This is a genomic window from Actinomadura sp. ATCC 39365 (assembly GCF_054392275.1).
Genome location: NZ_CP184335.1, coordinates 5,361,819 through 5,387,817, shown reverse-complemented (window position 1 = coordinate 5,387,817; position 25,999 = coordinate 5,361,819). Strand labels below are relative to the sequence as shown.

19 protein-coding genes are annotated in these 25,999 nt (G+C 76.3%); 7 read left to right on the top strand and 12 right to left on the bottom strand.

Features of this window, described 5'->3' with window-relative positions; genetic code table 11:
- The first annotated feature begins 43 nt into the window (after positions 1-43).
- On the top strand, positions 44-382 hold the full coding sequence (locus ACNF49_RS26385; protein WP_482945354.1) for a hypothetical protein: 339 nt from the start codon (positions 44-46) through the stop codon (positions 380-382).
- A gap of 9 nt (positions 383-391) precedes the next feature.
- Here the strand turns inward: ACNF49_RS26385 and ACNF49_RS26380 are convergent, their stop codons facing one another.
- Positions 392-1,957, bottom strand: a complete 1,566-nt coding sequence (locus tag ACNF49_RS26380) for an FAD-dependent oxidoreductase (protein ID WP_482945353.1) — start codon at positions 1,955-1,957, stop codon at positions 392-394.
- A 91-nt stretch (positions 1,958-2,048) separates the two neighbouring features.
- On the opposite strand from ACNF49_RS26380, the gene ACNF49_RS26375 reads away from it, so the two are divergent.
- Complete coding sequence (locus ACNF49_RS26375; RefSeq protein WP_357982192.1) at positions 2,049-2,639, top strand: helix-turn-helix domain-containing protein; 591 nt, start codon at positions 2,049-2,051, stop codon at positions 2,637-2,639.
- 22 nt (positions 2,640-2,661) lie between these two features.
- Here ACNF49_RS26375 and ACNF49_RS26370 read toward each other — a convergent pair whose 3' ends face one another.
- Both ACNF49_RS26370 and ACNF49_RS26365 read right to left on the bottom strand, forming a co-directional pair.
- Positions 2,662-3,117, bottom strand: coding sequence for a VOC family protein (locus ACNF49_RS26370; protein WP_357982195.1), 456 nt, complete (start codon positions 3,115-3,117; stop codon positions 2,662-2,664).
- A gap of 86 nt (positions 3,118-3,203) precedes the next feature.
- Positions 3,204-4,160: an ABC transporter substrate-binding protein gene (locus ACNF49_RS26365; protein WP_482945352.1), complete on the bottom strand. Its 957-nt coding sequence runs from the start codon at positions 4,158-4,160 to the stop codon at positions 3,204-3,206.
- 59 nt (positions 4,161-4,219) lie between these two features.
- Here ACNF49_RS26365 and ACNF49_RS26360 point away from each other — a divergent pair, with 59 nt between their 5' ends.
- The 3 genes from ACNF49_RS26360 (at position 4,220) to ACNF49_RS26350 (ending at position 8,498) form a co-directional block, all read left to right on the top strand.
- The gene (locus ACNF49_RS26360) at positions 4,220-6,304 is read left to right on the top strand and encodes an iron chelate uptake ABC transporter family permease subunit (protein ID WP_482945351.1); all 2,085 of its coding nucleotides are present in this window, start codon (positions 4,220-4,222) and stop codon (positions 6,302-6,304) included.
- Position 6,305: 1 nt separating this feature from the next.
- A complete protein-coding gene (fes, locus tag ACNF49_RS26355) occupies positions 6,306-7,397 on the top strand; it encodes an enterochelin esterase (RefSeq protein ID WP_357982204.1) in 1,092 nt (363 codons plus the stop codon).
- Positions 7,398-7,604: 207 nt separating this feature from the next.
- Positions 7,605-8,498, top strand: a complete 894-nt coding sequence (locus ACNF49_RS26350; protein ID WP_482945350.1) for an amidohydrolase — start codon at positions 7,605-7,607, stop codon at positions 8,496-8,498.
- On the opposite strand, the gene ACNF49_RS26345 is transcribed toward ACNF49_RS26350, so the two are convergent.
- From ACNF49_RS26345 to ACNF49_RS26315, 7 genes are all read right to left on the bottom strand, one after another.
- Complete coding sequence (locus ACNF49_RS26345; protein WP_482945349.1) at positions 8,488-9,822, bottom strand: MFS transporter; 1,335 nt, start codon at positions 9,820-9,822, stop codon at positions 8,488-8,490. The genes ACNF49_RS26350 and ACNF49_RS26345 overlap by 11 nt on opposite strands.
- The gene (locus tag ACNF49_RS26340; protein ID WP_482945348.1) at positions 9,819-10,013 is read right to left on the bottom strand and encodes an MbtH family protein; all 195 of its coding nucleotides are present in this window, start codon (positions 10,011-10,013) and stop codon (positions 9,819-9,821) included. The genes ACNF49_RS26345 and ACNF49_RS26340 overlap by 4 nt, the downstream gene beginning before the upstream one ends.
- A complete protein-coding gene (locus ACNF49_RS26335) occupies positions 10,010-16,897 on the bottom strand; it encodes a non-ribosomal peptide synthetase (RefSeq protein ID WP_482945347.1) in 6,888 nt (2,295 codons plus the stop codon). Before ACNF49_RS26335 ends, ACNF49_RS26340 begins: the two co-directional genes overlap by 4 nt.
- Positions 16,894-17,112, bottom strand: coding sequence for a phosphopantetheine-binding protein (locus ACNF49_RS26330; RefSeq protein ID WP_357982218.1), 219 nt, complete (start codon positions 17,110-17,112; stop codon positions 16,894-16,896). Before ACNF49_RS26330 ends, ACNF49_RS26335 begins: the two co-directional genes overlap by 4 nt.
- Positions 17,105-17,752, bottom strand: coding sequence for an isochorismatase family protein (locus tag ACNF49_RS26325; protein WP_482945346.1), 648 nt, complete (start codon positions 17,750-17,752; stop codon positions 17,105-17,107). The genes ACNF49_RS26330 and ACNF49_RS26325 overlap by 8 nt, the downstream gene beginning before the upstream one ends.
- A 1-nt stretch (position 17,753) precedes the next feature.
- On the bottom strand, positions 17,754-19,307 hold the full coding sequence (locus ACNF49_RS26320; protein ID WP_482945345.1) for a (2,3-dihydroxybenzoyl)adenylate synthase: 1,554 nt from the start codon (positions 19,305-19,307) through the stop codon (positions 17,754-17,756).
- Between the two features lie 68 nt (positions 19,308-19,375).
- Complete coding sequence (locus ACNF49_RS26315; protein WP_482945344.1) at positions 19,376-20,191, bottom strand: isochorismate synthase; 816 nt, start codon at positions 20,189-20,191, stop codon at positions 19,376-19,378.
- Between the two features lie 78 nt (positions 20,192-20,269).
- Between ACNF49_RS26315 and ACNF49_RS26310 the strand changes: the two genes are divergently transcribed.
- Positions 20,270-20,431 carry a hypothetical protein gene (locus ACNF49_RS26310; RefSeq protein ID WP_482945343.1) on the top strand — a complete coding sequence of 54 codons (162 nt, stop codon included), beginning with the start codon at positions 20,270-20,272 and terminating at the stop codon, positions 20,429-20,431.
- Positions 20,432-20,559: 128 nt separating this feature from the next.
- On the opposite strand, the gene ACNF49_RS26305 is transcribed toward ACNF49_RS26310, so the two are convergent.
- Positions 20,560-21,315 carry a 2,3-dihydro-2,3-dihydroxybenzoate dehydrogenase gene (locus ACNF49_RS26305; protein ID WP_357982232.1) on the bottom strand — a complete coding sequence of 252 codons (756 nt, stop codon included), beginning with the start codon at positions 21,313-21,315 and terminating at the stop codon, positions 20,560-20,562.
- 220 nt (positions 21,316-21,535) lie between these two features.
- Positions 21,536-22,636 (bottom strand): alkene reductase, encoded by a 1,101-nt coding sequence (locus tag ACNF49_RS26300; RefSeq protein WP_482945342.1) that lies wholly within the window; start codon positions 22,634-22,636, stop codon positions 21,536-21,538.
- 125 nt (positions 22,637-22,761) lie between these two features.
- On the opposite strand from ACNF49_RS26300, the gene ACNF49_RS26295 reads away from it, so the two are divergent.
- Positions 22,762-25,935 carry an AfsR/SARP family transcriptional regulator gene (locus ACNF49_RS26295; RefSeq protein ID WP_482945341.1) on the top strand — a complete coding sequence of 1,058 codons (3,174 nt, stop codon included), beginning with the start codon at positions 22,762-22,764 and terminating at the stop codon, positions 25,933-25,935.
- Positions 25,936-25,999: the final 64 nt, after the last annotated feature.

Genomic DNA, 25,999 nt, shown 5'->3' with positions numbered 1-25,999 from the left:
CGGTGTCTGGACAAGGGGGCCGGAGGGGCGTAGAGCCGATGGTATGAGCGCCTCGGAACTGCCGAACGACGAGCTGCGCGCCGCCGTCGCCGCGCGCCGGGAGCTGGGTCCCGACTACGAGCAGGCCCTGGTCGACTCGTTCCTGGAGCGGGTCGGCCACGAGATCGACCGGAAGGTCGAGGAGCGGCTCGCCCAGCGCACGCCCCAGGACAGCGGCCACCGGGGGATGTCCGCGGGCCTGGCGTGCTTCTCGGTGATCTTCGGTGTGGGCGGGACGATCGCGCTGGTGGGCCAGCCGGACGGGCTGATCGCCGCGATCGTCATGCTGGTCGCCCTCACCGTGATCAACGTGGCCGTCGCCCTGCGCGAGCGCCGCCGCTGACCTCGCGGGTCAGCCGCGCCGCCGGATCCTCAGCACGTTGTCGACGCGGACGGCCGGCGTGCCGCCGGGGGCGGTCTGGGCACGTTCGAACTCCTCGGCCCGCAGCACCTCCCACTCCCCCTCGGCCAGCTCCAGCGCGTCGAGCACCTGGTCGGGGGTGGGCAGCGCGACGCGGGCGTCAGGCTCCCACGGCGGGGGGCCGGCGTGCCCGAGCACCAGGAGCTGGCCGCCGGGCGCGACGGCCGCGGCGGCGGCGCGCAGGACCTTCTCCCGCGACAGTTCGGCGGGCGAGTGCAGGTAGCTCGCGGTGACCAGGTCGTACTCGCCCTCGGGGAAGGACTCGGCCAGGTCGTGGCGCTGCCATTCGACGCGCTCGCCCACACCCGCGTCCGCGGCGTGGGCGGCGGCGCGGGCCAGGGCCACGCCGGAGATGTCGGCGGCGGTGACCCGCCAGCCGCGGCGGGCCAGCCACACGGCGTCGGCGCCCTCGCCGCAGCCCAGTTCCAGCGCGGTGCCGGGTTCCAGGTCCGCGACCTCCTCGACCAGGCGCGCGTTGGGGTTGCCGCTCCAGATCCGTTCGGACTGCCCGTAGCGGTCGTCCCAGAACCGTTCGCCGGAGACCGGCGCGCCGGCGGCCGCCACCGCGCGGCGGGTCTCCTCCTCGATCAGGTCGGCGTTGATCGCCGCCGCCGCCCTGACCCCCGCGGCGGCCGCGCCGATGACGTTCTCGCCCAGGTTGGCCACGTTCCCGGCCACCCACACGCCCGGGACGCCGGTCGCCCCGGCCGGGTCGGCGGGCACGTGGGCGCCCATGACGTGCCCGTTCATGAGCTGCTCGGCCGTCTCGACGCCGAGCCCGGCGAGCAGGGCCGAGCGGGCGGTGAAGCGCGGGGCGACCACGAAGGCCCGGCACGGGACGACGTCGCCGTTCTCCAGGGTGACGCCGGTGAGCGGGCCGGAGTCCGGCGACAGGCCGGCGACCCGCCCTTCGACGACGGTGACGCCGCGCGCGGCCAGCCTGGCCCGGTCCTCCGCGCCGAGCGGCGGGGCGGTGTGCATGAAGAGCGTCACGTCGTCGCTCCACTGCCGCCACAACAGCGCCTGGTGGGCGGCGATCGAGCCGGCGGCCAGCACGCCGATCGGCTGGTCGCGCACCTCCCACCCGTGGCAGTACGGGCAGTGCAGCACCTCCCGGCCCCAGCGCTCGGCCAGGCCGGGCAGCTCGGGCAGCTCGTCCACCAGGCCCGTGGTGACCAGCAGCCGGTCCGCCACGACCGCGGACCCGTCGGCCAGCCGCACGCGGAAACCGCCGGCGTCCAGGCGTTCGGCCGCCACGGCGGAGCCGATGACGAGCTCGCCGCCGTACCCGGCCACCTCCGCGCGGCCGGCGGCCAGCAGGTCGAGCGGCGAGGTGCCCTCCCGGCCCAGGTAGGTGTGCACGCCGTCGGCCGGGGCGTTGCGCGGCCGGCCCTCGTCGATCACCAGCACCCTGCGGCGGGCCCGGCCCAGGGTCAGGGCGCCGCTGAGCCCGGCGGCCCCGCCGCCGACGACCACCACGTCGTACTTGTCGTCCATCGCGTTCCTCCAGAGATGTGCCGATGGCACACTGTGCGTCCTGCGCGACGAGGTTGACAAATGTCGTTGCCGAAATGGCAAGCTGGGGCGCATGGACGAGACACCGGATCTCGACGAGGTCCTGCGGGCGGTGGGGCCGCGGCTGCGCGCGTTGCGGCAGCGGCGGGGCGTGACGCTGGCCCAGCTCGCCGAGGCGACGGGAATCTCGGTCAGCACGCTGTCGCGGCTGGAGTCGGGCGGGCGCAGGCCCACGCTGGAGCTGCTGCTGTCGCTGGCGCGCGCCCACCAGGTGCCGCTGGACGAGCTGATCGACGTGCCGCCGACCGGCGATCCGCGGGTGCACCTGCGGCCGGTGTCGCGGCACGGCATGACGTACATCCAGCTGAGCCGGCGTCCCGGCGGGATCCAGGCGTACAAGCAGATCTACCCGCCGGGCTGGCCCCACGGCGAGTACGAGCAGCGGGCCCACGAGGGCTACGAGTGGCTCTACGTCCTGTCCGGGCGGCTGCGCCTGCTGCTCGGCGAGCACGACGTGGTGCTGACGGCGGGCGAGGTGGCCGAGTTCGACACCCGCGTGCCGCACGCGTTCGCCAATCCCGGCCCCGATCCCACGGAGGTGCTGGCCCTGTTCGGCCGGCAGGGCGAGCGCCTGCACGTGCGCGCCCGCCCCACCGCCGGATGAGCCGCCGCCCGGGACGTGCCGGTCAGGAGGTGCCGAAGCCGTCCAGCTGCTCGCGCTCCTCGGGGGTGGCGAGCTCCTGGAAGACGGTGATGTGCAGGCCGCCGGGCGCGTCGAGGCGGGCGTTGAGCGACTGCCAGGGGGTGAGCGTGGGCGGGGCCACCTCGTCCGCGCCGGCCGACACCAGGCGGGCGGTGGTCTCGCGGGAGTCGGCCACCTCGAAGGCGACCCTGAGCTTGGGCGCCACCTGCCGCCCCACCTCGACGTCGTCGATCATCTTCTTCTGGGCCGGGTTCGCGATCTCCAGGGTGGCCCGGCCCGCGTCGAGGATGGCCACGCGGGCGCCGTCGCCGGAGGAGTAGGCGGCCTCCTCGGGCAGGCCGAGCACGTCGCGGTAGAAGGTCAGCGCCGCCTCGTAGTCCTCCGCCTCGACGACCAGCCGGAGCTGTCGGACGGCCGGGGCGTCGGGGTGGTCGTTCATGGGTTCTCCTCATCGGATGCGGACGATCACCCCCGCCAACCCGCGCCCCGGCCGGAAATTCCGTCACCTGGCCCTTCCGGGCTCGTTCAGGCCGCGCTGAGGGCCTTGACCAGGTCGTCGAGGACGACGCCGGCGGCCAGCGGGGCGCCGCGGGTGCTCCAGACCGAGCCGTTCACCGGCACCACGTGCCCCGCCTTGACCGCTTTCAGCTCCTTGAACGCGGGCGTCCGCCGCACCTCGTCGAGCGTCTTCTCGCCGTCGGCGGTCAGCGTGGAGACGAACAGCCATTCGCCGTCGATGTCGGACAGCGCCTCCAGGCTGAGCGGCATGGAGTGGGCGGTGCCGTCCTTGTCCTGGGCGGCGGGACGGGTCAGGCCGAGGTCGGTGGCGACGAAACCGGCGAACTGCCGCTTCTCCATCCAGCTCGGGCCCTGCGGGTTCCACCGCACGATGCTCACCTCGGCCGGCTTGATCCTGGCCTTGGCGGCGGCGACGCGGGCGTCGTAGTCGGCCATGACCTTCTTGGCCGCGTCCAGCTTGTTGAGCGCGTTGCCGACGCCCATGAACGACAGTTTCCAGTCGTCGGTGGGGGCCATCGTCACCACGGTGGCCGGGGTGACCTTGCGGAGCTGGTCGAGCACCTGCTGGTCCTGGAGGTCGCCGGCGAGGATCAGGTCCGGCCGCGCCTCGACGACCTTGTCGATGACCGGCTGCAGCAGGTTGCCCACGACCGGGACGCCCTTCACCTTGTCGGCCAGGTACGCCGGCGGCGTGGCGATGCCCTGGCCGTTGGTGATGCCCACGGGGGTCACGCCGAGGGCCAGGACGGCGTCCAGGTCCTCCTGGGTGAGGGTGACCACGCGCTTGGGCTCGGCCGGGACCTTGATCAGGGTGCCGGTGGCGTCCTTGACCTCCCGGACGGCCGGCGCGGCGGCGGCGGACGCGCCCGGCGAGGCGGGTGCGGAGGACGCGCCGCACGCCACGGCGGTCAGGACGGCGGCGGCGGCGACGAGCAGTCCGCCGACCCTGCGGAGAGGGGCCATACGAGCTCCCGAGCTAAGAAATTAGGAAAGGCTTACCTTTTTTAGGTTAGCCTTACCTTATGTTTACGCAAGTCCGCGCCTTCGGACTCGGCGCCGCCGCACTGCTGGCCCTGTGCGCGGCGTCCATGCTCACCGGCGCGGGCCGGGTCGCCCCCGGGCAGGTCCTCGACTACCTGCTCGGCGGCGGCGGGGACGGCCACCTGCGGATGGTGGTGGACACGCTGCGGCTGCCCCGCACGCTGGCCGCCCTCGTCGTCGGCGCCGCGCTCGGGGTCTCGGGCATGCTGCTGCAGTCGGTCACCCGCAACCCGCTGGCCGAGACCGGGCTGCTCGGCGTGAACGCGGGCGCCGCCCTCGGCGTCGTGACCGGGATCGTCACCGCGGGGGCGCAGACCGGGGGCGCGTACCTGGGATGGGCGCTCGGCGGCGCGCTCCTGGCCACCGGGGCCGTGCTCGCGATCGGGGCCCGGCTCTCGCCGCTGAAGCTGGTGCTGGCCGGGGCCGCCCTGTCGGCCACGCTCACCGGGATCACCACGGCCGTGCTGGTGGCCGACCCGGTGACGTTCGACCAGTACCGGTACTGGATCCTCGGCTCGCTGGCCGGGATCCCCATGGACCGGGTGCTGGCGATCGCGCCGGCGGTCGCGGCGGGGCTGGTCATGGCGGCGGTCGCGGCCCGGCCGCTGGCGGCGCTGGCGCTCGGCGACGACCTCGCCGTCGCGCTCGGGCACCGGCCGGGGCGCACCCGGCTGTGGGTGACGGTGGCGGTGACGCTGCTCAGCGCCGCGGCGGTCGCGGTGGCCGGGCCGATCGGCTTCCTCGGCCTGCTGGCCGGTTACCTGTCCAGGACACTGCTCGGAGGCCGGGTCGGGCCGCGGATCGTGCTGTCGGGGCTGGCCGGGGCGGTGGTGCTGCTGGGGGCCGACGTGCTGGCCCGGGTGGTCATGCGGCCCTACGAGGCGCCCGTGGCGCTGCTGGTCGCCGTGCTGGGGGCGCCGGTGCTGGTCGTGGTGGCCAGGTCGCGGGCGGTGGCCGCCGGGCCCGGCGACCTCGTCCCGTCCCGCGCGCCGCGGCGGCGGCTCGCCCGCAGGACCGCGCGGGCGGGTGGGATGTCGCCTTCCGACGCGCGGGTCGTGCGGGGGCGGGGCTGGTCGGTGCTGGTGCCCGTACGGTCGTCCGTGGCGGCGGCGGCGCTGCTGGCGGTCACCGCGGTGGCCGTCGTGGCGGCGGTCGCAGCCGGGCAGTCGGGCATGACGGCCGGGCAGGCGCTGGGCGCTCTGGCGGGGGCGGGCGAGGGCGGGCACGTGCTGCTCGTCCAGGAGATCAGGCTGCCGCGCGTGGTGGCGGGGCTGGTGGCCGGGGCGGCGCTCGGGCTGTCCGGCTGCCTGACCCAGGCGCTGGCGCGCAACCGGCTGGCCACCCCCGACATGCTCGGCATCAACCAGGGCGCGGTCATCGCCATCATGGTCGCCGGCATGGTGTCCGCCTCGGGCACGCTGTTCGCCCACTGGTGGATCGGCCCCGCGGGCGCGCTGGCCGCCGCCGTGGCGGTGTTCGCCGTCTCGGGCGGCGTCGGCCGGCAGGGCTACCGGTTCATCGTGACGGGGCTGGCGCTGACCACGCTGGCCGGCGCGCTCACCCAGTCGCTGCTGGCCTGGCAGGGGCTCGGCTCGGCCACGGCCGTGCACTCCTGGAGCGTGGGCAGCCTGGCCGGGCGCGGCTACTCCGTCGCCCTGCCCGTGGCCGCCGGGCTGGCGGTGCTGGTCCCGGCCGCGCTCGCGCTGGCCCGCCGGGTGGCCGTGCTGCGCTTCGACGAGGACGTCAGCGCCGGGCTCGGCGTCGCGCCCGGCCGTACCAGGATCGCCCTGCTGGCGCTGGCCGTCGTGCTGGCCGGGCTGGCGGCGGGCGTGGCCGGGCCCGTCGCGTTCGTGGCCCTGGCCGCGCCCGTCGTCGCCGCCCGGCTGGCAGGACCGGCCCGGCTCCCCCTGGTCGGCGCGCCGCTCACCGGCGCGGCGCTGGTCGTGATCGCCGACACGGCCGGGCGCGTGGCCGCCGACGGCGCCGAGATCCCCGTGGGCGTCGTGACCAGCATCCTGGGCGGCCCCTTCCTGCTGTGGACCCTGCTGTCGGACCGGAGGTCGTGACATGACACCCGCAACCACCCCGATCGTCGAGCCCGCCGGCACGCCCGGCCGGTGCAAGGTGACGTTCCTCTGGCGGCCCAGGTCGCGCGGCGAGCAGGCGGTCGTGCTGATCAACACGATGACCGACCGGGACCGGCACGCGGGCGACATCAGCAGGCATGTCATGACCCGCCGTCCGGGCAGCGACCTGCTCCACCTGACCTACGAGCTCGACGCCGACCTGCGTGCCGGCTACCAGATCCTGCCCTGCGACCGGCTGCCCGGCACCGACCGGGACTCCTGGCTCCAGGTCATGCGCACGGCCGTGCCGGATCCGGGCAACCCGCTCACCGTGCCCGGACCGCCGGACCGGCGTCCCTCCTCGTTGCTGGAGCTGCCGCAGGCGCCGCCGCAGCCGTACCGGGAGCACCGGCCGGGCGTGCCGCGCGGCCGGGTCGTCGAGGCGCGGTCGGGCGGGCGGCGGGTGTGGGTCTACACGCCGCCCGGCCCCGCCGCCGGCCCCCTTCCCGTGGTGGTGCTGCTGGACGGCGAGGTGTGGGCCGGGCGCGTCGCGGCCACCCTGGACAACCTGGTGAACGAGGGCCGCCTCCCGCCCCTCGTCGTGCTGATGCCCGACTCGGTGGACCGGCCGACCCGGCTGCGGGAGCTGGCCTGCCACGAGCCGTTCGTCCGCTACCTGGCCGACGACCTGCTGCCGTGGGCCGGGCGCACGTGGCGGGCGACGAGCGATCCGGGGCTGACCGTGATCGCGGGGCAGAGCCTCGGCGGGCTGACCGCCTCCTACGCCGCGCTCCTCGCGCCCGGACGGTTCGGCAACGTCCTGTCGCAGTCGGGGTCGTACTGGTGGCCCGACGAGGATCCGGAACGGCTGACCCGCCGGTACGCCGCCGTCCCAAGGCTGCCGGTGCGCTTCCACGTCGAGGCCGGCCGGCTGGAGTGGATGCTGCTGGAGGAGAACCGCCGCTTCGCCCGCACCCTCGCCGCCCAGGGGTACGAGGTGAGCTACACCGAGTACAACGGCGGCCACGACCCGGCCTGCTGGCTCGGCGGCCTGGCCGACGGCCTCACCGACCTCGCGGCGGGCTGGCTGTGAACGTCAGGGACGCGATCCGCCGCCGCGCCGAGGCCCACGCCCCCGAGCTGGTCGCGCTCAGCCACCGGATCCACGCCCATCCCGAGACCGCGTTCGAGGAGCACCGGGCGGCCGCCTGGACCGCGGGCCTGCTCCAGGAGGGCGGCTTCGCGGTGACGGCGGGCGCGGGCGGCCTGCTCCGCCTCCCGTGGCACCGGCCCGCTGACCGTGGCCTTCTGCGCCGAGTACGACGCGCTGCCCGGCCTCGGCCACGCCTGCGGCCACAACGTCATCGCCGCCGCCTCGACCGGCGCGGGCCTGGCGCTGGCCCCGTTCGCCGACGAGCTCGGGCTGACCGTGAAGGTCGTCGGCACCCCGGCGGAGGAACGCGGCGGCGGCAAGGCGCTGCTGCTGGAGGCGGGGGTGTTCGACGGCGTGGACGCCGCCATGATGGTGCATCCCGGGCCGTTCGAGACCGTCCGGTTCCGCTCGTTCGCGCTCGGCACCCTGGACGCCGAGTACACCGGACGGGCCGCCCACGCGACCCTCGCCCCGCACGAGGGCCGCAACGCGGCCGACGCGGTGACGCTGGCCCAGGTGGCGATCGGCCTGCTGCGCCAGCAGCTCCCGCGCGACCTGCGCGTGCACGGCGTGGTCACCTCGGCGGGCGAGGCGCCCAACGTCATCCCGGCCAGGTCCACGGCCTCCTACGAGATCAGGGCCGCCGCCTCGGGGGACCTGGCGGAGCTGCGGGCGCGGGTGGAGGCCTGCTTCCGCGGCGCGGCGACGGCGACCGGCTGCGAGCTGCGGCTGACCCGGCCGGAGCCCGACTACCTGGACTTCCGCGACGACGCCGCGCTGGCCGGTCTGTACGCGGCCAACGCCGCCGCGCTCGGCCGTCCGGCGCCGGTGGAGCGTGAGCCGTTCGCGATGACGGACATGGGGAACGTGTCGCACGTCGTGCCGGCCGTCCATCCCATGCTGGACATCGGGGCGGGCGGGGCCGCGCCGCACGAGCCGGGGTTCGCGGCCGCGGCGGCGGCGCCGGCGGCCGACCGCGCGCTGGTGCAGGCGGCCGTCCTGCTCGCGCTGACGGCCGCCGACCTGGCGCTCACCCGGTAGTCCCCGCCTCCCGCGCGACGGCGGCGGGCCGCAGCAGGACCGCGGCGCCGTACGCCGCCAGCAGGAACGCCGCCGCGGCCAGCAGCGCGGCTGGGTACCCGGCCAGGGCCGCCGCCGCCGCGCACACGCCCACGCCGAGCCCGCCGCCGAGCATGCGCAGCGACTGGAACAGGGTCATGGCCCGGCCCATCACCTGCGGCCCGACCGTCGTGAACGCCGACACCTGCACCGCCGTCACGGCCTGCCCGAGCACCAGTCCCACGGCGAACATGACGGCCCGCAGCGTCCAGGGCCCCGGCTCGGCCAGCGCGAGGAACGCGAACAGCGCCGCGCCGCCGAGCAGCCCGGCGGCCACCACCCGCCGCTCGCCCCAGCGGGCGCAGGCGCGGTCCACCAGGAACCCGGCGGCCATGAGCCCCAGCGCCTCGGGGAAGACCACGAGGCCGGCGTCGGTGGCCGTGGCGGCCAGCGCGTCCTGGTACATCACGGGGAAGGCGAACAGCATGCCGAGCAGGCCCGCGGCCGACAGCGTGGCAGTGGCCGCGCCGCGCAGGAAACCGCGGTCGGCCAGCAGCCCCAGGTCCAGCAGCGGCAGCTCGGTGCCGCGCGCCGACCTGGCCAGCGCCCACACCAGGGCGGCTCCGGCGGGCAGCGCCGCCCAGGCGAGCGGCGACATGCCGGCGGCGGCCTGGTTCAGCCCGTACATCAGCAGGCCGGAGCCGGCGCCGGCGAGCAGCAGGCCGCGCACGTCCAGCCGGCCGCCGCCGCCCGTCCCGGGGGCGGGCCGTGGCGCGGCGGCCCCGGCGAGCAGGGCCGCCGCGCCGAGCGGCAGGTTGACCAGGAACGCCCAGCGCCACGAGAGCGTGTCGGCCAGCAGGCCGCCGAGCACCGGGCCGAGCGCGGGCGCGAGCGCGGTCGGCACCACGATGTGCCGGGACAGCCGCATGCGCTCCTCGGGGGCGTAGGCGGCGAACAACATGGCCATCCCGGCGGGCGTCAGCACGCCGCCCGCCGCGCCCTGCAGCACCCGGAAGCACACCAGCGACCCCAGGTCCCAGGACAGCGCGCACAGCCCGGAGGCCGCCGTGAACGCGGCGAGCGCGGCCAGGAAGACGCGGGACGCGCCGTACCGGTCGCACAGCCGGCCGGCGATCGGCATGGCGATCGCGAGGCTGGCCAGGAACGCCGACTCCACGGCGTTCGCCGCGGCGGGCGGCACGCCGAGGTCGGCCGCGATGGCGAACAGCGCCGGGTTGACGATCGTCGCGTCCAGGCCGCTCACGCACATCGCCGTGACGTAGGCGGCCAGTACGCGGCCCCTCACCGGCGCAGGCTGCGGGGGCGCAGGTCGGTCCAGGACGCCTGGACGTAGGCCAGGCAGGCGGCCCGGCCGTCCGGCCCGAACCGCACCGACCAGCCGTCGGGGACGTCGGCGAAGAAGGGCCACAGGGAGTGCTGGTCCTCGTCGTTGGCCAGGACGAGGAACCGGCCGTCCGGGTCGTCGAAGGGGTTCACGGGGTGTGCTCCTGGGTCTTGGCGGCGGCGCCGAGGGGGTCGGGGCCGCCGGGCCGGTCGAGATGGTCGAGGCGGGCGGCGACGATCGCGGCGATCTCGGCGATCGGGCCCGGCTGTGTCATGTCCTTGTGGCTGCAGGCCACGTCGTGCGTCTCGATCGTGCCGCCGACGTGCGGGCGCCAGGCGTCCGCGGTCAGGGTGTCGTCCACCGTGTCGACGGTGGCGCGGAAGAACAGCACGTCGCCGTCGAAGCGGCGGGTGTCGAGGGCGCGTACGAGGCGGTTGGTGTTGAGATAGAGGTCCTTGAGCTCGGCCAGCGTCCCGGCCGACAACCCGGCCAGGGGGCTGGACTCGCGGCGCAGGATCTCCGCCACCCGCTCCAGCGTGAGGGCGGCGTCGGGGGCGAAGCCGCCCATCGTGAGCAGCGCCTCCAGCGCCTCCGACTCGTCGGAGGGCGGCAGGCCGCGCATGCCCTCGGCGGGGTAGGCGTCCAGGACGGCCAGCAGCGCGACCTCCTGCCCGGCCAGCCGGAGCTGCACGGCCATCTCCTGGGCGATGATCCCGCCGGTGGACCAGCCCAGCAGGTGGTACGGCCCGCGCGGGCGCACCAGCCTGAGCTGGGCCACGTAGTCGGCGGCCAGGCGGCGCAGCGAGGTGGGCAGGTGGTCGCGGCGGGCCTGCAGCCCGTAGATCGGGCGGTCCGGCACGTGCCGGATGAGGCCGCCGTAGCACCAGCTCAGCCCGCCCGCCGGGTGCACGCAGAACAGCGGCGGCCGGGATCCGGACTCGCGCAGCGGCAGCAGCATCCGCAGCGGGTCGGTGCGCGCGCCGCCCTCGGCCAGGGCGGTGAGCGCGGCGGCGGTCGGCGCCTCGAACAGCGCGCCGATGGACACCTCGGCGCCGAACACCTCCTTGACCCTGGCCACCAGCCGGACCGCGAGCAGCGAGTGGCCGCCGAGGTCGAAGAAGCCGTCGTCCACGCCGACCCGGGGCAGGCCGAGCACCTCGGCGAACAGCGCGCACATCGCCTCCTCGCGCGGCCCGTCCGGCAGCCGGCCGCCGCCGGTGGGCGCCTCGGGGGCGGGCAGGGCGGCGCGGTCGAGCTTGCCGTTCACGGTGAGCGGCAGCGCGGGCACCCGGACGACGGCGGCCGGCACCATGTAGCCGGGCAGCGCCCGCGCCACGAACGCCCGCATCTCCCCCGCGTCGGCGTCCCCTTCGGGGGCGGCCCCGGCGGGCGGGACGACGTAGGCGGTGAGGCGCTGATCGCCGGGCCGGTCCTCGCGGACGATCACGGCGGCCTGGGCGACCGACGGGTGCCGCAGCAGGGCCGCCTCGACCTCGCCCGGCTCGATGCGGAAGCCGCGCACCTTGACCTGCTGGTCGGCGCGGCCCGCGTAGTCGAGCGTGCCGTCGGCGCGCCATCTGGCCAGGTCCCCGGAGCGGTACATGCGGGTGCCGGGCCGGCCGAAGGGGTCGGCGACGAACCGTTCGGCGGTCAGGCCGGGCCGGCCGAGGTAGCCGCGGGCGGGGCCGTCCCCGGCGACGTACATCTCGCCGACCACGCCGGGAGGCACCGGCCGCAGGCGGTTGTCCAGGACGTAGACCCGCAGGTCGGGGATGCCGCGCCCGATGGGGCTGCCGTGCTGCTCGCCGGGCGGCAGCACGTGGTGGGTGACGTGCACGGTCGTCTCGGTGATGCCGTACATGTTGACCAGGCGCGGCAGGTCCGGGCGGCGGGCCCGCCAGGGGGCCAGCCGGGCCGGCTCCAGCGCCTCGCCGCCGAAGATGACGTACCGCAGGGCCAGGTCGCGGCCGTCGTCGGCGGCGATGAGCTGGTAGAACGCCGACGGCGTCTGGTTGAGCACGGTGACGCGCTCGCGTTCCAGCAGGGCAAGCAGGTCGCCCGGGGACCGGCTGGTCTCGTACGGCACCACGACCAGGCGGCCGCCGTGCAGCAGCGCGCCCCACAGCTCCCACACCGAGAAGTCGAAGGCGTAGGAGTGGAACAGCGTCCACACGTCGCCGGGGCCGAACCCGAACCACGCGTCGGTGGCCGACAGCAGCCGGACGACGTTGTGGTGGGTGACGACCACGCCCTTGGGCCGCCCGGTGGAGCCGGAGGTGTAGATGACGTACGCGGCGTCGCCCGGACGCAGGTCGCGCTCGGGGTCGTGGTCCAGCCAGTCGCCGAGGTCGCCCAGCCAGGACGCGTCCACGACGCACACCGGCCCGGCGTCGGCGATCATGTAGTCCGTCCTGGCGGCCGGGTGGGACGGGTCGAGCGGCAGGTAGGCCGCGCCCGTCTTGACCACCGCGAGCAGCGCCGCCACCAGGTCGGGCGAGCGGGGCAGCGACAGCGCGACGACGGCACCGGGCCGGGCGCCGTGGGCGATGAGCTTGTGCGCCAGCCGGTTGGCGCGCGCGTTCAGCTCGGCGTACGTCCACGTGTCCACGGCGACGGCGTCCGGGGTGCGGCGGGCCTGGGCCTCGAACAGGCCGGGCAGGGTGCCGCCGGGCTCGCTGACCAGGTCGCCGTTCCACTCCTCGACCAGGGTGCGGCGTTCGGCGGCGTCGAGCAGGTCGTGCGCGCCGAGTGGCCGGTCCGGGTCGGCCACGGCCTGTTCCAGCAGGCGGGTCAGCCGGCCGGCGAGGGATCGGGCGGTGGCCCGGTCGAACAGGTCGCGGTTGTACTCCAGGAAGCCGGCGCCGGACGGGCCGACGTTCAGGGTGAGGTCGAACTTCGCCGTCCCGGTGTGGACGACCTCGACGCCGGGCGGTTCGGCGGCGTCCTGGTAGACGAGCATGACCTGGAACAGCGGGTGCCGGTCGCGCGACCTGGGCGGGTTGAGCGCCTCGACGAGCCGGTCGAAGGGCAGCCCGGCGTGGTCGAACGCGGCCAGGTCGGCGGCCTTGACCCGGTCCAGCAGCTCGGCGAACGACGGGTCACCAGAGGTGTCGGCGCGCAGCACGAGGGTGTTGACGTAGAAGCCGACGCTGCCGTCCAGGGCGCTGTCGCCGCGGCCCGCGACGGGCGTGCCGATCGGGATGTCGGTGCCCGCGCCGAGCCGGGTGAGCAGGGCGGCCAGGGCGGCGTGCAGCACCATGAAGACGCTGGCGCGGGCGCGGCGGGCGAGCGCCTCGACCTCGGCCATGAGGGCGGGCGGGAACGCCACGGGGACCGTGCCGCCCTCGCCGCCCAGCACGGCGGGCCGTGGCCGGTCGAAGGGCAGTTCGAGCCGGTCCGGCAGGCCGGCGAGCGTGGCCCGCCAGTGTTCCAGCCCGGTCAGTGGCAGGTCGCGCTGCCACAGGGTGTAGTCGGCGTACTGGACGGGCGGCGGCCCGAACGCCGGCGCCAGTCCGCTCCGGCGGGCCTCGTAGGCCGCCCGCAGGTCACCGACCAGCGGCCCCGCCGACCAGCCGTCGCCCGCGATGTGGTGCAGGACGAGCATCAGCACGTGCTCGTCGGGGCCGAGCCGCAGCAGGTGGGCGCGGAAGGGCGGCTCGGCGGCCAGGTCGAAGCCGCGGCGGGCGATCCGCCGCATGGCCGCGGCGGGCTCGTCCGGCTGCCAGACGGGCATCGGGACGCTGTACCGGTCCAGGACCCGCTGGCAGGGGACGCCGTCGCGTTCGGGGAAGACCGTGCGCAGGATCTCGTGCCGGGCCACGACGTCGTCGAGCGCGGCCCGCAGCGCGGCGCGGTCCACGTCGCCGCCGAGCCGGAGCGCCAGCGGGATGTTGTACGTCGGGTTGGGGCCCTCGATCCGGTACAGGAACCAGAGCCTGGCCTGCGCGGACGACAGCGGCACGGGGTCGGGCCGCATCGCCGCCGGCCCGGTCCGCGGGGACGGGACCGGGGACGGCCGGGCGGCGGTGACGCCGAGCATGGCCGCGAGCCCGGCCGGGGTGGGAGCGTCGAACACGGCCCTGATCGGCACGGCGGCGCCGCAGGTCTCCCTGATCCGCACGGTGAGGCGGGCGGCCAGCAGCGAGTGGCCCCCCAGGTCGAAGAAGCCGTCCTCGGGGCCCGCCGCCGGAAGGTTCAGCACCTCGGCGAACAGGGCGCACATGGTCTCCTCGGCGGCGTTCGCGGGCCCGCGGCCGGTGGCGGCCCTGGCCTCGGGGGCGGGGAGCGCGGCCCGGTCGAGCTTGCCGTTGGGCGTGCGCGGCAGCGCCTCCAGGGTGACGACCTGGGCGGGCGTCATCCCGGCGGGCAGCCGCGCGGCGGCGAACCGCAGCAGCTCCACGCCCGTCGGGACGCCCTCGCCTGCAGGGGTGGGGACGACGTAGGCGATCAGGCGGCCGGCGTGGGCGGCGACCGCGGCCGCGGCCACCGACGGGTGCTCCTCCAGCACCGCCTCGACCTCGGCCGGCTCGATCCGCACGCCGCGCACCTTCACCTGGTCGTCGGCCCGGCCCAGCAGTTCCAGCCGTCCGGGGGCGGCCCAGCGGGCGCGGTCGCCCGTCCGGTACAGCCGCGACCCGCCGGGACCGGCGACGAACCGCTCGGCCGTCAGGTCGGGACGTCCCAGGTAACCGCGGGCCAGCCCCTCCCCCGCCAGGTACAGCTCGCCCGCGGCGCCCGGCGGCGCCGGTTGCAGCGCGTCGTCGAGCACGTGCGCCGACGAGCCCGCGGTGGGCCCTTCCGAGCCGTCGCCGAGCCAGGTGTAGGCGTCCACGGTGGCCTCGGTCGGGCCGTAGTGGTTGACGGCGAACGTGCGCTCGCGCAGCGTCCGCCACAGCGGGCCGGGCACGGCCTCGCCGCCGACCACGACGACGCGCGGCGGCTCGGCCAGCAGGCCGGGCAGCTCCTTCAGGTGGGAGGGGGTCAGGTCGAGGTGGTCGACGCCGTGCTCGCGGACGTAGGCGGTCAGGGCCTCGGGGTCGCGGTAGCGGTCGTCGCCGAGCAGGTGCAGCTCGTGGCCGCCGATCATCCACAGCAGCGGGTCCAGCGAGGCGTCGAACGAGAACGACGCGGTGTGCGCGACACGCAGCCTCCCGCCGTCCGGGAACAGGCGCTCGCGGTGGGAGTCCAGGAGGGCGGCGAGCCCTCCGTGGGTGCCCACGACGCCCTTGGGCCGGCCGGTGGAGCCGGAGGTGTAGATGACGTACGCGGCGTCGCCGAGCCCGGGGAGGGGCAGCGGGTCCGGCGTGCCGGGCGCGTCCTCGGCCCAGCCGGGGGTGAGCACGACGGACGGGCCGGCGTCGGCCAGCATGAGGGCGCGCCGCTCCGCCGGGTAGGAGGGGTCGACCGGCAGGAAGGCGGCGCCGCTCCGCAGCACCGCCAGCAGCGCCACCACCAGCTCGGCCGAGCGCGGCAGGACGACGGCCACGACCCGCTCCGGGCCCGCGCCGCCGGCGGCCAGCCGCCGGGCCAGCCGGTCCACCCGCGCGCCCAGCTCCTCGTAGGTGAGCCTGTCGCCGTCGCACACCAGGGCCGTCTCGGCGGGCGTCAGCCGGACCCGTTCCAGGAAGGCGTCCACCACGGTCCGCCCGGCGGTCCGCCCGGCGGTCCGCCCGGCGGTCCGCCCGGCGGTCCGCCCGGTGCGGCCGGTCCGCGGCGCGGACCCGGCGGGAAGGGCCGCGCGGTCCTCGCCGGTGAGGAGGGGGAGGCGGCCGAGCGGGGTGTCCGGGGAGGCGCCGGTCAGGGTGGTGAGGAAACCGGCCAGGCGCCGGGTGTGGGCGGCCAGGGCGTCGGTGTCGTAGCGGGCGGCGTTGCCGTCGAGTTCCAGGGTGAGGCGGTCGCCGTCGGGCAGGAGGGCCACGGCCAGGTCGTCCACCGGGCCCGCGGCCAGATTGGTGACGGTGCCGGTCGCGTTGCCGAACTTCGTCTCCGCCGGGAACGGCTTGATGTTGAGCAGCGGGCCGAACAGGGCCCGCGACGTGCCGCCGAGGCCCAGGTCGCGGCGCAGGTCCTCGATGCGGTAGCGGCCGTGGCGGCGGGCCTCGGCGATCCGGCGGGCGGCCTGGCCGACCAGGTCGCCGACCGTGCGGCCGGGCCGTACGTCGAGCCGGACCGGCAGCACGTTGACCGTCAGGCACGGCACGCGGACGGCGGCCCCCGCGCGGTTCATCAGCGGCAGCCCGAGCAGCACGTCGGTGCCGCCGGTGAGCCGTCCCACGTAGCAGGCCAGGCCAGCGGCGGCGACGTCGGCCCAGGTGGCGCGGGCGGCGCGGGCGAGGTCGTCCCACCGGGGCAGGGGCGGCAGGGGGGCGCGCCGCCGGACGACCTCGCGGGCCGACAAGGCGGGCGTCCCGGCCGGCCCGGCGGGTTCCGGGGCGCCGGCCAGCTGCTCCAGCCAGTACGCCCGGTCGCGGTCCCGCCGTTCCGAGGCCAGGTACGCCTGCTCCTCGGCCAGCACCGCCGCCATCGACCCGAACGGCCCCGCCCCGGGCGCCAGCCCGTCGGCCAGCGCCGTGTAGATGTCGGCGGTCCGGCCGACCAGCATCGACAGGGCGTAGGCGTCGATGAGGATGTGGTGGGCCCGCAGGTACCAGACGTGGTGGTCGCCGGCCAGGCGCAGCAGCGCGTGCCGCGACAGGGGGCCGGTGACGACGTCCACCGGCGTGGCCAGGTCGGCCCGCATCCAGGCGTCCGCCGCGGCCGCCGGGTCGGGCTCGCCGCGCAGGTCCAGCACGGTCAGGCAGCCGCGCAGCGAGTCGTAGTCGGGCAGGTACTGGGCGGGTTCGGCGGTGAAGCGCAGGCGCAGCGGCTCGGCCTCGGCCAGGCAGCGTTCCAGCGCCCGCGCGAAGAGGGCGGGGTCGAGCGGGCCGCGCAGGTCGATGCGGTCCGCGGCGTTGTAGATGGGGTTGGCGGGGTCCAGGCGCTGGGCGAGCCAGATCCCGGCCTGGGCGCCCGTGAGCGGCATGGTCTGCAGGGTCACGCGAGCAGCTCCGCCCAGGCCGCGATGGTGGGCCGGTCCACGAGGTCGGGGAAGCCGAGGTCGCGGCCCTCCCGCTTCCACGCCTCGATGAGCGTCATCACCCTGATGGAGTCCAGGCCGGCGTCCAGCAGGTCGTCGTGCAGGCCGAGCTCGGCGGGTTCGACGTACAGCAGGCCGGCGATCTGGGCGCGCAGGCGCTCCTCGGCCTCAGACACCGGCCACCGCCCCCGACAGGGCGCGGCTGACGCGCGTGGTCGTGGTGGTGACGGCGCACCGCTCGGCGGCGTAGGTGAGGGCCATCTCGTGGTGCTGCCGGGAGAAGTCGGCGACGGCGTCGGCGACCACGAACGCCTGCACGTCCCGCATGAACGCCTCGCAGGCGGTCATCAGCACGCCGATGTGGGCGTACACGCCGCAGATGACGAGCTGGTCGCGGCCCTGCGCGGCCATCAGCTCGGCGAGCCCGGTGCGCTGGTAGGCGCTGTAGCGCCACTTGGTGAGCAGCACGTCGGCGTCGCCGGGCGTCAGCTCGTCGGCGATCGCGGCCTCGCGCGGGTCGGCGCCGATGCCGGTGCCCCAGAAGTCCAGCAGCAGGCCGCGCTGCTCGGCGCTCTGGGCGCCGGGCTGGGCGGAGTAGACGACGGGCACGCCCAGCTCGGCGCACCGCTCGCGCAGCGCCAGCACGTTGGCCATCAGCTCGACCATCGGCGAGCGGCCGGGGGTGAAGGCGCGCAGGAAGTAGTTCTGCATGTCGTGCACGAGCAGCACGGCCCGGCGCGGGTCGGGCCGCCAGTCCACCCGGTTGGCCGGGAGCTCGGACGGCATGGCGTACGGTTCGATCCTGGGGATCGGCATGTCATGTCCTTTCGCGGAGGTGGCGCTTGCTGACCTTGCCGACCGCGGTCTGCGGGAAGGCGTCGACGAACTCGAACCGGTCAGGGATCTTGAAGGCGGCGATGCCGCGCCCGCGCAGGAACGCGCGCAGCTCGGCCCTGCTGGGCGGGTCGCCGTGGCAGATGAGGTAGGCGCAGGCCCGCTCCCCCAGGTAGGGGTCGGGCACGGCGACCACGCTGGCGTCGTGGACCGCCGGGTGGGCCAGCAGGTGGTTCTCGACCTCCTCGCCCGCGATCTTCTCGCCGCCCCGGTTGATCTGGTCCTTGGCGCGTCCCTCGACGACCAGGTGGCCGCTGGGGGTGCGCCGGACGATGTCGCCGGTGCGGTAGAAGCCGTCGTCGGTGAAGGCGGTCCTGTTGTGCTCCTCGGCCCGCCAGTAGCCGCGGATGGTGTACGGGCCGCGGGTCAGCAGGTGGCCGTGGTCGCTGTCGCGGCCGTCGTCGTCCAGGACGCGGATCTCGTCGTCGGGTGAGATGGGACGTCCCTGGGTGGCGACGATGGTCTCCTCGTCGTCGTCCAGCCGGGTGTAGTTGACCAGGCCCTCGGCCATGCCGAACACCTGCTGGAGCGTGCAGCCGAGCTCGGGCCGCACCCGTTTGGCCGCCTCCCGGCTGAACTTGGCGCCGCCGACCTGGAGCACCTCCAGGCTGGACAGGTCGTGGCCGGTGGTGGCGGCGGCGTCCAGCCAGACCAGGGCGAGCGGCGGGACGAGGGCCGCGATCGTGACGCGCTCGCGCTCGACGAGCGGGAAGCAGGTGCCGGGGCTGGGGTCGGGGGCCAGCACGGACGCGGCCCCGGCGCTCAGCGCCCCGAACACGCCGGGCGAGCTCATCGGGAAGTTGTGCGCGGCGGGCAGCGCGCACAGGTAGACGCTGTCCGGCCGCAGCGCGCAGATCTCCGCGCTGGCGCGGAAGCTGTAGATGTAGTCGTCGTGGGTGCGCGGGATGAGCTTGGGCAGGCCGGTGCTGCCGCCCGACAACTGCAGGAACGCGACGTCGCCGGGCGCGGGGCGGTGCCGGCCGCTCTCGCTCGGGCCGCCTTCGTCCGTGCCGTCCTCCGGGCCGTCCTCGTCCGGGTCGGCCTCGGGGAGCTCGCCGAGGACGTGGGCGGGCGTGCCGGGGGCGAAGGCCCGGTGCTCGTCGTCGGGGCAGATGTAGGCGGCGGCCTCGGTGAAGGAGCAGAAGTAGGAGATCTCGGCCGAGCGGTGGGCGGGCAGCGCGAACACCGGCCAGGCGCCGATCCGGAACAGCGCGAAGCACACCTGGTGGAACTCGGGCACGTTGGGGAGCTGGACCACGACGCGGTCGCCGCGGCCGATGCCGCTCGCGCGCAGCCCGGCGGCCAGGCGGTCGGCGCGCTCGTCCAGGTCGCGGAAGGTCCAGCGGGTCGTGGGCGAGATCAGGGCGGGGCGGGGGCCGTACGCGGCGGCCAGGTCGCGCAGCAGGCCGCCGAACGTCTCGCCCCGCCAGTAGCCCGCCGCCCGGTACCGCGCGGCCTCCTCCTCAGACCAGTGCACGCCGCACCTCCCCGGCCCGCGGCTGGTGGAACGGCGCGCGCGGCCGCCTTCCGCCCTGTCGGGGGTGGTCAGGCCAGCGCATCGGAGACCCCCAGGGCGCGCAGCATGGTGCGGAACTTGGCGGCGGTCTCGGCCAGCTCGGCCTCGGGGTCGGAGCCGGTGACGATGCCGGCGCCGGCGTACAGGCGCAGGGTGTGCTCGGCCACCTCGGCGCAGCGGATCGCCACGGCCCACTCGCCGTCGCCGGCGGCGTCGGTCCAGCCGGCCAGCCCGGCGTAGAAGCCGCGGTCGAACGGCTCCAGCTCCTCGATCATCCGCCGCGCCCCCGACTCGGGCGTGCCGCAGACGGCGGGCGTCGGGTGCAGGGCGGCGGCCAGCGCGAGCACGCGGGTGTCGGGGTCGCGCAGCGTGCCGGTGACGCGGGTGGACAGGTGCCACATGGTCTCGGTGGAGGTCAGCTCGGGCGTGACGGGCACCTGCAGCCCCGCGCAGTACGGCGCGAGCGCGTCGGCGACGGCCTCCACGACCAGCCGGTGCTCGCGCAGGTCCTTGACGGAGGCGGCCAGCGCGGCGGCCCTGCGCCGGTCCTCGGCGGGGTCGGCGCAGCGGGCCGCCGAGCCGGCCAGCGGGTTGCTGACCACCGCGCGCCCGTGGCGGGAGACCAGCAGCTCGGGGCTGGCGCCGGTGAGCGTGCGGCCGCCCGGCAGCGGCGCGGCGAAGGAGTAGCCGTGCCCGAGCAGCGGACGCAGCAGCCCCGGCAGGTCGATCGGCTCGTCCGAGCGCAGCTCCACGGTCCTGGCGAGCACCACCTTGGCCAGGCCGCCGCGCTCCAGCTCGGCCAGCGCCCTGCGCACCGCGGCGGCGTACGCGGCCGGCTCGGGCACCCGCCTGCTCCACCAGCCGCCGCTGACCAGGGGGCGGCGCCCGGCGGCAGCGGCGGCGACCAGGTCTCGGACTCGGGCATGATCAGGTGGGCCGCGCCGTCGAAGCCGATGGCCCCGGCTGCCGGGCCGTCCACCCTGCCGGCCAGCGTGGCCAGGTCGCCGGCGGCGACGCCGCGCACCCCGCGGGTGAGCAGCGTGCCGCGGGCGGAGGCGAACAGCACCGACTCCGCGCGGTCGTAGCCCGCGAGCGGATCCGCCGCGGTTGTCAGCAGATGCAATGGAGGTCCAATCTCGATCGGTCCGATCTGGTTCGCCCGATGCGGGGTCCGGGCTCGCAGGGGGTGGGCTCGGGGGCGGTCCGGGCCGGGTCAGGCGCGGAGGGTGGCGCCGCCGTCCACGAGGAGGTCGTGCATGGTGATGTGCCTGGCCCGTTCCGAGCAGAGGAACAGCACCGCGTCGGCCACGTCGGCCGGGTCGGCCACCCGGCCGAGCGGGATGCCGACGCGGAAGGCGGCCGGGTCGCCGTGCAGGGTGGCCGACAGCGCCTCGTCGGGGTCGGCGCCGTCCCACAGGGCGCGCAGCATGGCGGTGTCGGTCGAGCCGGGTGAGACGACGTTGCACCTGATGCCGTGCCTGGCGACCTCCAGGCCGAGGCAGCGGGTGAACATCCGGGCCGCCGCCTTGGAGGCCGCGTAGGCGGCCATGCCGACGCGCGGCACGCCGGCCGCGTTGGAGCCGACGGTGACGATCACGCCCCGCCGCCGGGGCGTCATGCGGCGGGCGACGGCGCGGGAGACGTGGAAGACGCCGTCGGCGTTGACGGCGAAGCTCTGCCTCCAGTGGTCGTCGCCGGTGTCGTCCACCTCGCCGGGAAGCAGCACGCCGGCGGTGTTGACGAGGATCGCGATCGGGCCGAGGTCCCGCTCGACCGCCGCGACGACGCGCTCGACGTCGTGGGGGTCGCGCACGTCCACGCGGTACGGCCGCCCGTCGCCGCCGGTCACCGGTCGCAGGTCGGCAGCGGCGACCACGGCGCCGGCCCCGGCCAGGGCGGCGCAGACGGCCGCCCCGATGCCGCGGGCCGCGCCGGTCACCAAGGCGATCCCGCCGTCGATCCCGTCCATTGCGGCACGTCCTCCCCGAGTGCTTTAGTTAGGTAAGCCTTGCCTAATTTGACCGTAAAGAGAGCGTCTGTCAAGACCGCCTTCCGGACCCGGCGACAGCCGTCCGCAAGGCCGCGTGAGGAGCGAGATCGGGGATGTCACCGCAGGTCGGAGACGCGAAAAAGGCGGCGTGGCCACGGCTGGGAGCCGCGGCGCACGCCGCCGGTACGAGAAGGTGGTTTCAGGCCAGCGCGGGCTGGCGCAGTGTCGGGTAGTCGGTATAGCCGGTGTGGTCGCCGCCGTACCAGTGCTCGATGCGGACGGGGTTGAGCGGGGCGCCCGCGGCGAGCCTGTCGGGCAGGTCGGGGTTGGCCAGGAAGGCCCGTCCCAGCGAGACCAGGTCGGCGCCCGCGTCGAGCAGCCGCTCCCCCTCGCCCCGGCCGCCGTCGGCGGGCAGCGGGCCCGGCCAGGGCTGGGCCGGGTTGGCGATCAGGGCGCCCGGCCAGGCGGCGCGCAGCCGCCGGTAGAGCGGCTGGTCCGGCTTGGCCCACACCAGGTGCAGGTAGGCCAGCCCGAGGCCGGACAGCTCCTCGACGAGCGCCGGGTAGAGCACGTCGGTGTCGCTCTCGCTCATCCCCTGTCCGGGGAACCCCGGGGACAGCCGCAGCCCCACCCGCTCCGGCCCGACGGCGGCGGCGACCGCGCGCACCACCTCGACGGCGAAGCGCATGCGCCGGGCCGTCGAGCCGCCGTAGGCGTCGGTGCGGTGGTTGGTGCCGTCGGCCAGGAACTGGTGGATGAGGTAGCCGTTGGCGCCGTGCACCTCCACCCCGGCGAAGCCGGCGTCCACGGCCCGGCGGGCGGCGGCGGCGAAGTCGGCCACGGTGGACTCGATCTCGTCCAGGCTCATCGTCCTCGGCACGACGGCCGGGCGGTTGCCGTCCGGGGTGGCGACCGGCTCGGGCAGGGCCACCGGGGACGGCGCGACGGGCCGCAGGCCGCTGGTGGCGGGGTGGCCGATCCGGCCGCCGTGCTGCAGCTGCACGAACATCCGGCCGCCGGCCTCGGCGACCGCCTCGGTGACCCGCCGCCAGCCGGCCACGTGCCTGGGCAGGTGCAGGGCGGGGATGTTCGGGTAGGTCTGGCCGACGGCGTTGGGCGTGGTGGCCTCGGCGATGATCAGCCCGGCGGCCGACCGCTGGGCGTAGTACTCGGCCATGAGGTCGGTCGGCGTGCCGTCGGCGGCGGCGCGGTTGCGCGTCATCGGCGCCATCACCAGGCGGTTGGGCAGGCTCAGCGAGCCGAGAGTCGTGGGCTGGAACAGGGGTGACGTGCCGGACATGTCAGTGCTTCCGATCTGTGCGAGGTGGATCGCCGTGATCCGTGACTGAACTCTGCACCCGGGCGCTGCGGGGATCCTGACGGTCTGCTGACGGTCCTCCTCCGGCGCGTGTGTACGGTTCTCACATGCGGTTCGCAGTACTCGGCCCGCTCGCCGTGTGGGACGACGAGGGGAGGCCCGTCAAGATCGTCGAGAGCAAGGTCCGGGCCCTGCTCGCCGACCTGCTCGTCCACGAGGGGCGGCCGGTGTCGGCCGACCGGCTCATCGACGACCTGTGGGGCGACGAGCCGCCGGGCCGGGCCGGCAACGCGTTGCAGGCCAAGGTGTCGCGGCTGCGCGCGGCTCTGGGGCGCGACCGGGTGCCCTACCAGGCGGCCGGCTACCGGCTGCGGCTGGAGGCGTCCGACGAGGTGGACGCGGCGCGGTTCCGGTCCCTGGTCACCCGGGCCCGCCCGGCCGGCGACCCGCGCGAGCGCGCCGCGCTGCTGACCGAGGCGCTCGGGCTGTGGCGCGGGCCCGCGTTCGCGGACGTCGCCGACGAGGAGTTCGCGCGGGTCGCGGCGCGGCGGCTGGCCGAGCAGCGGCTGTCCGTGCTGGAGGAGCAGGCGGAGGCGCGGCTGGCCGCGGGCGACCACCTGCTGCTGGCCGGCGAGCTGGCGGGGCTGGTGGCCCGCCATCCGCTGCGGGAGCGGCTGCGCGCCGTCCAGCTCCGCGCCCTGTACGTGGCGGGGCGCCAGAGCGAGGCCATCGCCTCCTACGGCGACCTGCGCGACCGGCTCGCCGACGAGCTCGGCGTCGACCCGTCCCCCGCCCTGACCGCCCTGTTCGAGGCCATCCTCCGCCAGGACCCCGCCCTCCTCCCCGCCGCCGCCGCGAGCGTCCCGGCCCCCGCCGCCGTGGAGCCCCGCCGCGCGGTCGCCGCCGCAGTGGAGCCCGGCCGGGAGGCGCGGACGAACCTGCCCGCGCCTCTGGGCGACCTCGTGGGACGGGACGCGGCGGTCGCCGAGGTGGGCCGGCTGCTCGGAGACGTCCGGCTGGTGACGCTGACCGGCCCCGGCGGGGTCGGCAAGACACGCCTGGCGCTCGAGGCCGCCCGCCGGGCCGTCCGCACGACCGGCGACGGGGTGTGGCTGGTGGAGCTGGCCGGGTGGCGCGGTGCCGCCGGTGACCTGGCTCAGCACGTCGCCGCCGTCCTCGACGTCCGCGACGACACCCCCGCGTTCGGCGCGGGCCCGGCGGCCGGGACGCCCGGGGCGCGGCTGGCCGCCGCCCTGCGGGAGCGCGAGATCCTGCTGGTGCTGGACAACTGCGAGCACGTCGTCGAGGCCGCCGCCGACCTGGCCGCCGGGCTGCTGGCCGCCGCGCCCCGGCTGCGGATCCTGGCCACCAGCCGCGAGCCGCTCGACCTGGCCGGTGAGCGGGTGTTCCTGGTCGAGCCGCTGCGGCAGGCCGACGCGGTCCGGCTGTTCGTCGAGCGCGCCGCCGCGTCCGCGCCCGGCTTCTCCCCCGACGACGAGACCCGCGAGCTGGTGGCCGACCTCTGCCGCCGCCTCGACGGCCTGCCGCTCGCGCTCGAACTGGCCGCGACCCGGATCCGCGGGCTCGGCGTGCGGGAGCTGGCGGTGCGGCTGGAGGACAGGTTCGCGCTGCTCACCCGCGGACGCCGCGGCGCGCCCGAGCGGCAGCGGACGCTGCGCGCGGTGATCGACTGGAGCTGGGAGCTGCTCAGCACGCCCGAACGCGTCGTGCTGCGCCGCCTGGCCGTCCACCGCGACGGCTGCACGCTGGAGGCCGCCGAGGCGGTGTGCCCGGGTGACGGCGTGGTCGCCGAGGAGGTCCTCGACCTGGTGACCAGGTTGGTCGACCGTTCGCTCGCGGTGATGACCGACGGCCCCGCGGGCCCCCGGTACGGGTTGCTGGAGTCGGTCGCCGCGTACGCCACCGAACGTCTGAGCGAGGCCGACGACCTCGCCGAGGCGCGCGGCCGGCACCTGCGCCACTACACGGACCTGGCCGAGCGCGCCGAGCCCGAGCTGCGCGGCCCCGGGCAGCGGGAGTGGCTGGCCCGGCTCGACGCCGAGGCCGCCAACCTGCGCGCGGCGCTGGAGGAGGCGGTCGGGACCGGCGACGCCGCCCTGGCCGGGCGCCTGGCCGCCGCCCTGTCGTGGTGGTGGCTGCTGCGCGGCCGGCTGCACGAGGGCCGCCGCAGCCTGGCGCGGGTGTGCGCCCTGGCCCCCGAGGCGGCCGGCGCGCGGCTGGCCCACGCCGCGTTCCGGCTGCTGACCGGGGAGCGCCCCGGCCCGGCGTCCTGCGACGTTCCCGCGCCGGGCGACGCGGCCGTGCCGGGACCGCCGGCCTGGCTGTACGCCTACGCCCTGTTCAGCGCCGGCGACCCCGGCACGGGAGCGCTCGACGTGGCCGCCGCGTCCGGCGACCGGTGGACCGCCGCCGCCACGCTCGCCCTGCGCGCCATGCACGCGATGCTCCGCGACGACCTGGCCGGGGCCGACCGGGACGCCCGGCGCGCCGCGCAGCTCTTCCGCGAGCTCGGCGACCGCTGGGGCGAGCTGCAGACCGTGCCGCCGCTGTCGTCCGTCGCCGAGATCAAGGGCGACTACGCCGAGGCCGCCCGGCTCCAGGAGGAGGGGCTGCGCATCGCCGAGGAGCTGGGCCTGGCGGGCGAGCTGTCGGTCCGCCACTCCGGGCTCGGCCGCCTGGCGCTGCTGGCCGGCGACTGGGACCGCGCCCGCGACCTGCACGAACGCGCGCGGGACCTGGCCGCGCGGCAGGGCCACCTCTACGGCGAGGTGCACGCGGTGATGGGCCTGGCCCTGGGCGCCCGGCGGTCGGGGGATCTCGACGCCGCCGAGTCCTTCCTGGCCCGCCTGCGCGACGTCTATCCCTCCTCACCCGCGGGCGAGCACCTGGTCCACGCCGAGCTGGGGTTCGTGGCCGAGCTGCGCGGCGATCACGAGTCGGCCGCGGCCCGCCACCGGCGCGGCCTGGAGATCGCCCGCTCGACCGGTGAGCCGCGGACCCTGGCGCTCTCCCTGGAAGGGCTGGCCGGAGCGGCGGCGCTGGCCGGGACGCCGGAACGGGCCGCGCTGCTGCTCGGCGCGGCCGACGGGTTGCGCGGCAGCGTGGGCGCCCCGCTGCCGGCCGCCGAACGCGGCGACGTGGAGCGGATCACCGCGGCCGCCGTCGCCGTGCTGGGCCGGGACGTCTTCGCCGCGACGTTCCTACTGGGCACAAACAACTTTCTTGACATCGCCGAAAATGCCGGGTCGAACTTTTCATGAGTCCTGCTCGGGCCGATGCGATCTCATTAACCGGGACGTAAGGCCAGGTCAGCGGCGCGCCTGA